This window comes from Allorhizobium sonneratiae (assembly GCF_023700755.1).
Lineage (GTDB): Bacteria > Pseudomonadota > Alphaproteobacteria > Rhizobiales > Rhizobiaceae > Allorhizobium > Allorhizobium sonneratiae.
The window spans coordinates 526,037-535,943 of record NZ_JAMKOJ010000003.1; the positions used below are offsets into that span (position 1 = coordinate 526,037).

Sequence of the window (9,907 nt, forward strand, 5' to 3'; positions counted from 1 at the left end):
CAGGAGGCCGTCATGGCACAAGCAACCGCAATTCGCGGCGGGAAAATCCGCGTCCTTATCGGCAATGATGCCAATCCCATCGTCTATACCGCGCCCTGCGGCTTCACCTCGCGTTCCGTCTCGCTTAACAAGGGGCTGGAGGAAACCAGCATTCCCGATTGTGATGACCCCGATACGGTGGACTGGATCGGGCGCGATGCCTCATCGCTTTCCATGTCCGTCACCGGCGAGGGCGTTCTGGCGCAGGAAAGCGTTGAAACCTGGCTCGATGCCTGGGAGAGCATCGATAGCGTTCCGGTCAAGATCGAGATCGAGTTTCCGGCCAAGACGGTCACATGGACCGGGCTGATGCATGTCGAAAAGTTTGAGTTATCCGGCGACAATGGCAAGCGCGCCACGGCGAATATCTCGATGCAGAGCGACGGCAAGATGCTGCGCGTGGTGGCCGCGAAATGAGGGATGCATCGATAACACTGACCTTTGCGGACGGCGATTACGCCTTCCGCCTTGGCTGGGGTGAGCTGGAAGGCTTGCAGGAGGCCTGCGATGCCGGGCCTTATGTCATTCTCGACCGGCTCAATACCGGCACATGGCGCGTTGGCGATATTGCCCATGTGATCCGCTTCGGCCTGATCGGCGGCGGCAAGACGCCGGTTGAGGCGCTGCAGCTCGTGCGCAGATGGGTCGAGGCGCGGCCTCCTGCCGAAAACGTATTGATGGCGCAGGCCATTCTCACGGCAGGCATTCTCGGCGCACCGGACGAAACGCCGGGGGAGGCCGACGCGGCAAATCAGGAGGGCGCGCCCTTGACGATCTTCCCAACGGAAAATTGAGATTTGCCGCGATTTACGGCTCCGGGGCTGCGGCAGGTTTTACGCCGCAGGCCGTGCGCGCCATGTCGATGTTCCAGTATTTTTCCGCCCTTGATGGCTGGATGGCCGCGAATGTGCCCGAAGACGAAAACGCCCTCACCGACAAAGAGAGGGATGATCTTTGGGCGTGGCTGGAAGCGTCCTGATCTTTTCCCTCCTGTTTCATAAAGGTGGTTCATGGCAACCGATGTTGAAAAGCTCGTTGTGCAGCTTTCTGCCGATATCAAGGGATATCAGCGGGAAATGCAAAAGGCGGTGGGCGTTACCAATGCGCAGGCCCGCGCCATGGAAAAGCGCATCAAGCAAACCGACAAGCGGTTTTCGGAACTGGGCACGTCCATCACGCGCCAGCTGGCCGCACCGCTTGCCGGGGTCTCGGCGGCGCTGACGGTGGATTCGGTTCTGCATTATGCCGATGCCTGGACCAGCGCCAAAAACGCTCTTGCGGTGGCCGGTATTGTCGGCACCAATCAGGCCGATGTGCTCGACCGGCTTTATACCTCGGCGCAAAACACCGCCACGCCGCTTGGGGCCATGGCCAATCTTTTCGGCAAGGTGGCGCAGGCGGGCGACAATCTCGGCGCCAGTCAGGACGACATTCTCAAATTCACCGATGGCGTCGGCGTGGCGCTGAAGGTGGCCGGCACGTCTTCGGCAGAGGCCTCCGGCGCGCTGTTGCAGCTTGGCCAGATGCTCGGCATGGCGCGCGTGCAGGCGGAAGAGTTCAACAGTGTCAACGAGGGCGCACGCCCGATCCTGATTGCCGTGGCCAACGGTCTTGACGCTGCCGGTGGTTCGGTCAGCCGTCTCAAGCAACTGGTCAATGACGGTCAGGTGTCCAGTCAGGAATTTTTCCGCGCCTTTCTCAAAGGCCTGCCCTCTATTCAGACCATGGCCGCCAATGCCACGGAAACGATTGAACAGGGCATGACCAAGGTCAACAACGCCTTCACCCGCTATATCGGCCAGACGGATGCCAGCCTTGGCGCATCGCAGCGGCTGATTGCCGGGCTGAATGCTCTGGCCGATAATTTTGGCAGGACGGCGGATGTGGTTCTGCAGCTTGCCTCGGTGATTGCTGGCGCGCTGGTGGGCCGCTCGCTTGTTGGCATGATGTCCAAACTCAGCCTCGGGGCCTCGGCGCTGGTCCGGTTCATGGCAGCGCTTCGGGCGGCTGGCTCGATGGCCAGCGTGACCGCTGCCATGGAAGGCCTGGGGGCGGCGGCTGGTCCCATCGGCATGATTGTCGGCGGTGTCGTTGTCGGGGCGCTGGCGCATTATGCGTCATCATCTGCCGAGGCGGCAGGCGAAACCCGCAAGGTAACGGCAGAGCTGGAACGGCTGGGGCTTCTGGCATCCGAGGCTGCGCCCGAAGTGGACAAGACGGCAAAGTCTCTCGATGCCTTGAGCGATATTGAGCGGGTGCGCAAAATCCGCGCACTGAACGATGTGATCGAACGGCTGAAAGGCGGCGGCGGCATTCTCGGCGGCTTGCGCGATCAGGGCGATGAGTTCGGCGCCATCATCGAAAAGGCGATGGCCGAACTGCGCGGTATCAAGGGCTTCTTCGTATCCTCGGACGACAAGGCAGGCGTTGCCGCCATCGTCAAATATGCGCAGGGCGTGCGGGACGGCAAGATTGCGGCATCGGAAGCCCTTGAAAAGCTGAAGGAGATCGAAGCGACCGATATCAGCAAGCCGGTGCTGGAGCTGAACCGGCAATTGCAACGCTCGATCCAGATTTTTCAGGCGGCGAAAACCGAAGCGGTCGGGCTGGGTGACACATCGGATATGGATCACGCCAAGGCGGTGATTGATTCCCTGATCGGCTCTTTATCGCTGCTTCAGCAATCTGCGCTGATTTCCGATGGGCAGGTCGAAGAGGTCCAGACGCTGATCAACAAGTTCGAGAAGGGGCAGGCCAGCGCCGATGAAACCCGCGATGCGCTGGAGCGGATCGGGCAGGCGAATGTCAATGCGCAGGGGATTATCGGCCAGATCACGCAGCTGATCGGCACGCTGTCCGGCCTGAAGGCGGAGGCGAATGCGGCGCGGGCGGCATTGGACGGGGCGGTCAACCCGCAGATCGAGGCCGGATATCGGCAATACCAGCAATCGCGCCTTGAAGGGCAGAAAATGCTGGAGATCGGCAAGGCCTATGCGGCGGAAGCCCAGCGACAGAACGGTCTTTCCAAAGAGCAGCTTGCCATCGAAAAGAGGCAGGCGCAAATCCGGGCCGATCTGCAAAAGAAGGGCGGCTTTTTGCCGGAGGCGCAGCAAAAGGCGCAGGCCATCGCCGATGTGAAGGCGGAGGAGGCCCGCAGCAAATCCACCCGTGGTGGCGGCACGGCCAGAACCGGCGATGATTATTTTGCGCAGGACATTCAGGCGGTGAAGGACCGCACGGCTGCCCTTCTGGCCGAAGAGCAGGTTATCGGCAAAAGCTATTACGAGCAGGAAAAGCGGCGCATGTCGCTTGATCTTGAACAACACGCGCTTCAGCAGGTGCGCGAAGCGGCAAGGCGCAAGGGTGATGCCGACTGGCAGAACATCAAGCTTGCGCCGCAGCAGCTCAGCCAGATCGAAGCCGTTTCCGATGCCTATGCCCGTCAGGCCGATGAGTTGCGCAAGGTGCAGGACGCGCAGGAGCGCAGCGAAAATGCTGCGCGCGATTTTTACGACACGGCCAAATCCTCCTTTGCCGATGCCATTACCGGCGCAAGCAGTTTTGGCGATGCGCTGTCCAACATTGCCAAAAAGCTCACCGAACTGGCGGCAAACAGGCTGTTTGACGACATTTTCGGCGGGGCTTCGGCCACCCAGGGCGGCGGCTGGCTGACCGGCGTTTTCAAGGCAATCGGCTTTGATGAGGGCGGCTATACCGGCCACGGCGGCAAATATGAGCCTGCCGGGATCGTGCACAAGGGCGAATATGTCTTCGATCAGGAAACGGTCAAGGCGGCAGGCGGCCCGGCGGCGCTGGAAGCCATGCGCAGGGGGCTGAGGGGCTATGCCAGCGGCGGCTATGTCGGCAGTCCGTCCGTGCCGAAACTGACGGCTCCAAGGCTGCCGGACATGACGCCGGTGCGCACGGGTGGCGGCTCCTTCAGCTACACCACCCATGTCACCGTTGCCGGAACCGGCGACAAGGAACTGCTTGAACAGGTGCGCAGCACAACCGAACGGCAGATTGCCGCGGCACAGCAGCAGTTCAGCCGCAACGTTTTGCCGGTGCGGGTGAAGGAAATTGACCGCAACCCGAGAAAGAGAGGATAAATCATGGCGCTGACCTATCCTTATTCCGTTGCCTTTCTCTCCGATCTTCTGCCGGTTGCCTCGGTGAGTTGGAGCGTGCAGCGCAATGACGAACTCTCCGGTGTGGGCGACGGGCGGCTTTGGCAGGCAGAGCTGGCCGATCCCTTGTGGACGGCGGAAATCGGCCTTCGCCCGCTGCGCACCGGCGCGGCCAGACAGATTGCGGCAAAGGTGCGGGCGCTCAACGGATCGCAGGAAAGCGTTTTTCTCTGCGATCCGATGAGCTGGTTTCCTCAGGCCGATCCGGGGGCAAAGCGTCTTGGCGATGCGCAGGTGTTTTTGCAATCGGCCTCGACCACAGCGCTGGCGCTTTCCGGCCTGCCGCCCGGCTACCGGCTGACGGCGGGCGACAAGCTTTCTCTCACCTATGAAACCGCCTCGCGCTTTGCCTTTCTCGAAGTGTCGGAAGATGCCGTGGCCGATGAAAACGGCGTCACGCCTGCCTTTTCCGTTTTCCCACATGTGCCGCCTGCCGTAACGGCAGGAACGGCGGTGACCCTGAACAAACCCGCCTGCCGGATGGTGTTGCAATCCGGCGGCTTCAGCGACGGCAAGCGCAGCGGCTCGCTCATCTCCGACATGAGCCTGAAACTCATTCAGAAGAAATAACCATGCGAAATCTCGATAATTCTTATTTTGCCGCGCTGCAAAACGCGCGGGAAAGCGGCATCGTGCCGCGCAAATTCGTCTCCTTCACCGTCAAGGACAGGGATAGCGGTGAGCAAGTGACGCTCGGCTTCTGGTCTGGCGATGAGGCTTTGACCGTAACGGTGCCCTCCGGCTTCAGCGGTGAGCATGTGACGCGGCGTTTTACCGGCGGCGTCAATCTTGCCGTCGATACCGTGCCGCGTGTCTCCGATCTTTCCATCCAGACGGTCACGGTTTCCTTGAGCCAGATTGCCCCTGAGGTTCAGCGGCTGGTGCGCGGCTATGACGTGCGCCTTGGCAAGGTGGAAATTTATGAGGCGGTGTTTGACCCGCGCAATCGCACGCTGGTTGCCATGCCGCCGCTGGTCTTTCTTGGCCAGATTGATGGTGCGCCGATCACCACGCCGATGATCGGCGCGGAAGGCGCGGTGGAAATCCGGGTGGTGTCCGATGCGATTTCGATGCTGACCCGTAAGAACCCGGCCAAATCCTCCTATGAGACCCAGAAGCTGCGCGGCGGCGATGAATGGGGGCTTTATTCGGCGGCGGTTGCCAGCTGGACCATTCCATGGGGGCAGAAGAAATCATGACCCTGATCCGCAAACCCTCATTGATCCGCAAGGAAACATGGATCGCCGATTATCATGCGGTGATCGACACCATCCGCCGCCGCCCGTTTGACTGGGCGGGGCATGACTGCGCCACCGGCCTTGCGCTCAAGGTGGTGGAGGCCATGACCGGGCAAAACCCGGCGGGCGACTGGCTTGGCGATTATCGCGATGCGGCCTCGGCCTATCGCCATCTGCGGGGGCTGGGCTTTGCCGATCTGGCCGATCTCGCCGCCGCCTTTCTGCCGGAATACGGCCATCCGTCCGACGCCCATATCGGCGATCTGGCGGCCATTCCTGTCGATACCCCTTTTTGCCATGCGCTTGGCGTCATCAACGGCGAGCGGATTTTTGTGCTGTCTGAAACCGGTCTTGCCAGTGTTGACCGCCAGACGGCTGTGCGCGCCTTTAAAGTAGGATAATCCCATGAAACGCATTCTGCTTGTTTTGAACGTCCTCGGCTTCTGGCTGATGGCGGAACCGGCTCATGCCGGTCCGGTGATTGCGGCGATTTCTGCCGTTGCCTCTTTCGTCGGCTCGCTCGGCATTGTCGGCAAGGTCGTGCTGACGGTTGGCCTGTCGCTTGCCTCCTCGCTGCTGCAAAAGGCGACACAGAAGAAGAGCGACGCCACCACCGGCACCAAACTTGAAATCCAGATGGGCGATGACAGCCCGGTCTCTGCGGTGATGGGCTATGCCGCCACCTCGGGCAAGCGCAAATATGCGGGCGTCTATGGCAGCGATGGCGGCACGCCGAACGCTTATTTCGTCGATGTGATCGAGCTTTCCAATCTGCCGGTTTCGGCCCTTGCCGGGCTTTGGGTCAATGACGATCGCTGCAGCGTGGACTGGTCTTCGCCCACGGCGGACGGGCTTTTGCCGATCACCAATTTCCGCAAGGATGGCAAGGATTATGCCTGGATCAAATTCTATAATGGCGACCAGACCAAAGCCGATCCCTTCCTTCTTGCGAAATTTTCCGGCGATGCGGAACGGCCATGGCGCGACACCATGGTGGGGCGCGGCTGCGCCTATGCCATTATGGTGTACCGCTATAATTCCGAGCTGTTCAGCGGCGTTCCCTCCTGCGTGTTCGAGCTTTCCGGCATTCCGCTTTACGATATCCGCAAAGACAGCTCCGCTGGCGGCAATGGCCCGCACCGTTTTGACGATCCGGCAACATGGGAACCGTCGAACAATCTGGCGGTGCAGATCTATAACGTCATTCGCGGCATGTCCTGGCAGGGCGCGTGGTTTTATGGCGGGCAAAACCTTGCGGCCTCGCGCCTGCCTGCGTCCAACTGGATTGCGGCGGCGCAGGAATGCGACCGGGCGCGCCTTCTTGCCGATGGCACGAGCGAACCGCAGTTTCGCGGCGGGGTGGAATTTACCGGCGACACCGAACCGCTGGAGCTGATTGACCATCTGCGCGCGGGCTGCGCCGGGCGGCTGGCGGAAGTGGGCGGGGCCTTCAAGCTGCAGGTCGGGGCGCTGAATGCGGCGGTCTATGCCTTTACCGATGGCGATATCATCGTGACCAAGGAACAGTCGTTTGAGCCGTTTCCGGCGCTGGACGATACCGTCAACGCCATCAATGCCACCTATCCGAACCCGGATGAAAAATGGGCGACGAAGGATGCACCGGCCCTTTATGACACGGCGCTGGATGCCGCAGACGGCAACCGCCGTCTGGTGGCCGATGTGCAGTTTCCGGCAGTGCCCTATGGCAATCAGGTGCAGCAGCTGATGCGCACCATGCTGGAGGAAGATCGCCGGTTTCGCACGCATCAATTCTATCTGCCGCCGGATGCCTGGGGGCTGGAGCCGAATGATGTGGTCAGCTGGACCTCAGCCCGCAACGGCTATGACAACAAGAAATTCATCGTCGTCAGCGCCGCCGGTGAGGCCTCGCTTAATCAGCAGGTGACGCTGAGAGAAATCGACCCTGCCGATTATGGCTGGTCGCCCAGCCAGCAGCTGCCGACCACCAGCGCTTTCGTTGGCACCATAGCGCCTGCATCGCAGGCGATGACCGGCTGGACGGTCGAGGCGGGATCGATCACCGATTCGGCCAATAAGGAACTGCGTCCTGCAATCATCGTCTCCTGTGCTGCCGATCTCGATGACATTGCCCGTGTCTGGGTGCAGGTGCGGCTGAAGGCAACCGGGGCCATCGTGCTCGACAGCGACGGGTTCCCCTATGCCGGGTCTTCGCGCTGGACGATCTCCGGCAGCTGGTGCCTGTCGAAGACGGACTATGAGGTGCGGGGCCGTCTGATGCCGTTCACCACCCGCAACACCAGCTGGTCGGACTGGATTTCTGTGACGACGCTCGATCTTTCCGAACCCGCCGATGTGCTGGACGGCTCGATTACGGCGGAAAAGATTGCCGATGCGGCAATCACCGCAGAAAAGATCATGGATGAGGCCGTTACCAGCCTGAAGCTGGCTGACGAAGCCGTGACCACCGCCAAGCTTGCCGTGGACGCGGTGACCGCCGACATTCTTGCAAGCGGAGCCGTCAATGCGGACAAGATTGCCGATGCGGCGGTGACGGCAAAGGCGCTGGCCGATCAGGCCGTCGATGCCACAAAACTGGCCGCCTCCATCGAGCCGGTGACCGTGGTTGATGCGCTGCCGTCCAGCCGGATGACGGCCTATGTGACCTATAACGGCGAGAGCTATCGCTGGAACGGTTCGGCCTATGTGAAGACGGTGGACACGTCCGAGCTGAGTGGAACGATCAGCAGCACCCGGATTGCCGATCTGGCAATTACCACGCCGAAACTGGCGGCCAATGCGGTGACGGCGGGCAAGATTGCGGCCAATGCCGTGACCGCCGACACCATTGCCGCCAATGCCATAACCACGGCGAAGATTGCCGCAGGTGCTGTTTCCGCCGACCAGATCGCGGCGGGTGCCATTACCACCGACAAGCTGGCGGCAGGCTCGATCACCGCCGATCTGCTGGCGGTCGGCAAGGGGGCCAACTTCATCAAGAACAGCGATTTCTCCGCCGGGCTGACCGGCTGGGGTGTCGAATGGTCGAATGCGGATCTGTCGAACTTTTCCATCTCTCTGCGCACCGACACCTTTGCGCCGCTTCCTGCGGCGCTGCAAATCTATCAGTTCAACGGTACGCAGAATATCGAGATTGGCGTCGTCTACCGTGCCGATGGCGTCAGTGTTGATCTGACCTCGGTCGAGGCGGGCAAGTGGTATGAGCTGTCGGTTTATTATCTCGGCCATCGCTGCAAGGGCATTCAGCCCTATATCGCTTTTGCCGACAAGAGCGGTTCCGTGCTGGCCTATTCCAGCGCTGGGGTCTTTCCCGCCGCCCAGGGCATCGATCCGGGCAAAGCGCTGGCCAATTACCAGCGCGCCTGGTTCAAGGCCAAGGCTCCGGCAGGTGCGGTCTATGCTTTTCCGTTTTTTCGCATGAAGGGGACTGTCTCCGGTCAGAGCGACAGCTATCTTTGGATACACAAGCCCTTCTTCGGTGAGGCAACCGCCAATCAGATGGAACCTTCGCCGTGGTCGGCTGCGGGCGTCACGCTCGTTTCCGGCGGCAATATTCTCACAGGCGCGATCACCACCGACAAGCTTTCGGCCAATGCCGTGACGGCGGCCAAGATTGCCGCAGGGGCCGTGACCGCAACCCAGATTGCTGCCGGATCGGTGACCACCGACAAGATTGCCGCCGCCTCGATCACCGGCGACAAGGTGGCGGCCAACACCATTGGGGCCAACAACATTGCCGCAGGCGCGATTACGGCAAAGACCCTGACGCTGACCGACTACACCAACCTTGTGCCGAACGGCAATTTTGCCACCACCGATCTGGCGGGCATCTGGTCAGTCAACAAAGGGGCCTCGGATGACAGGGTGGTGTTTGCTGACGGTTTTTCTTCACAGGGGCCACGCGCCATGCTTTTACAAAAGCCGACGCTGACCCCGGCGCATGATCTCTACATTGCCCTGTTGCCCGCCTATTACATCCCGGTCACCGGATCGGCGGTCTATCAGTATGACATTTCCGTCTGGTCGAATGTCGGCACGTCATCGGGTGGCTTTTACTTCTGGCTGCAATGGTATGACGCAGGCAAAAACCTGCTGAGCAAGACCGATCTCGTCGTCAATGCCGCCATCACCGGCAGCCGGGTGCGCTATACCGCCCGCATCACCGCCCCGGCAGGCGCGCGCTTTGCCCAGCTCGGCATCTCGAACACTGGCAATAACAGCACAACAACCAATCTGCTGATCGACTATATCGCGTTTCGTCTGGCCAATGCCGCCGAGCTGATCGTTGACGGCTCGATCACCGCCAACAAGCTTGCCGTCAACAGCCTCTCGGCGATCTCGGCCACGCTCGGCAATGTCGATATCTCCAACGCCAATATCGGCAATCTTCAGGTCGGCCGCTCGAACATTCCGACCGGGGCAATCTCGCGGGTGGACTTCAAC

Annotated in this window: 8 protein-coding genes; all 8 read left to right on the forward strand. The window is 60.9% G+C overall.

What is annotated here, in order from left to right; all coding sequences use genetic code 11:
* Nucleotides 1–12 precede the first annotated feature (12 nt).
* Nucleotides 13–456 (forward strand): phage tail tube protein, encoded by a 444-nt coding sequence (locus NAC44_RS08175; protein ID WP_250939900.1) that lies wholly within the window; start codon nucleotides 13–15, stop codon nucleotides 454–456.
* Nucleotides 453–833, forward strand: a complete 381-nt coding sequence (locus NAC44_RS08180; protein WP_250939901.1) for a gene transfer agent family protein — start codon at nucleotides 453–455, stop codon at nucleotides 831–833. Before NAC44_RS08175 ends, NAC44_RS08180 begins: the two co-directional genes overlap by 4 nt.
* On the forward strand, nucleotides 830–1,018 hold the full coding sequence (locus NAC44_RS08185; protein ID WP_250939902.1) for a hypothetical protein: 189 nt from the start codon (nucleotides 830–832) through the stop codon (nucleotides 1,016–1,018). The genes NAC44_RS08180 and NAC44_RS08185 overlap by 4 nt, the downstream gene beginning before the upstream one ends.
* A gap of 31 nt (nucleotides 1,019–1,049) precedes the next feature.
* Nucleotides 1,050–4,148, forward strand: a complete 3,099-nt coding sequence (locus NAC44_RS08190; RefSeq protein ID WP_250939903.1) for a tape measure protein — start codon at nucleotides 1,050–1,052, stop codon at nucleotides 4,146–4,148.
* 3 nt (nucleotides 4,149–4,151) lie between these two features.
* Nucleotides 4,152–4,796, forward strand: a complete 645-nt coding sequence (locus tag NAC44_RS08195) for a hypothetical protein (protein WP_250939904.1) — start codon at nucleotides 4,152–4,154, stop codon at nucleotides 4,794–4,796.
* A 2-nt stretch (nucleotides 4,797–4,798) separates the two neighbouring features.
* The gene (locus NAC44_RS08200; protein ID WP_250939905.1) at nucleotides 4,799–5,425 is read left to right on the forward strand and encodes a hypothetical protein; all 627 of its coding nucleotides are present in this window, start codon (nucleotides 4,799–4,801) and stop codon (nucleotides 5,423–5,425) included.
* A complete protein-coding gene (locus NAC44_RS08205) occupies nucleotides 5,422–5,865 on the forward strand; it encodes a DUF6950 family protein (protein WP_250939906.1) in 444 nt (147 codons plus the stop codon). The genes NAC44_RS08200 and NAC44_RS08205 overlap by 4 nt, the downstream gene beginning before the upstream one ends.
* 4 nt (nucleotides 5,866–5,869) lie before the next feature.
* Nucleotides 5,870–9,907: phage tail protein (locus NAC44_RS08210; protein ID WP_250939907.1), on the forward strand; the 4,038-nt coding region annotated here is incomplete at its 3' end.

What these genes read in the sequence shown, in the direction of transcription:
- NAC44_RS08175 (WP_250939900.1), top strand. Translation starts at nt 13, where the DNA reads ATGGCACAAGCAACCGCAATTCGCGGCGGGAAAATCCGCGTCCTTATC.
- NAC44_RS08180 (WP_250939901.1), top strand. Translation starts at nt 453, where the DNA reads ATGAGGGATGCATCGATAACACTGACCTTTGCGGACGGCGATTACGCC.
- NAC44_RS08190 (WP_250939903.1), top strand. Translation starts at nt 1,050, where the DNA reads ATGGCAACCGATGTTGAAAAGCTCGTTGTGCAGCTTTCTGCCGATATC.
- NAC44_RS08195 (WP_250939904.1), top strand. Translation starts at nt 4,152, where the DNA reads ATGGCGCTGACCTATCCTTATTCCGTTGCCTTTCTCTCCGATCTTCTG.
- NAC44_RS08200 (WP_250939905.1), top strand. Translation starts at nt 4,799, where the DNA reads ATGCGAAATCTCGATAATTCTTATTTTGCCGCGCTGCAAAACGCGCGG.
- NAC44_RS08205 (WP_250939906.1), top strand. Translation starts at nt 5,422, where the DNA reads ATGACCCTGATCCGCAAACCCTCATTGATCCGCAAGGAAACATGGATC.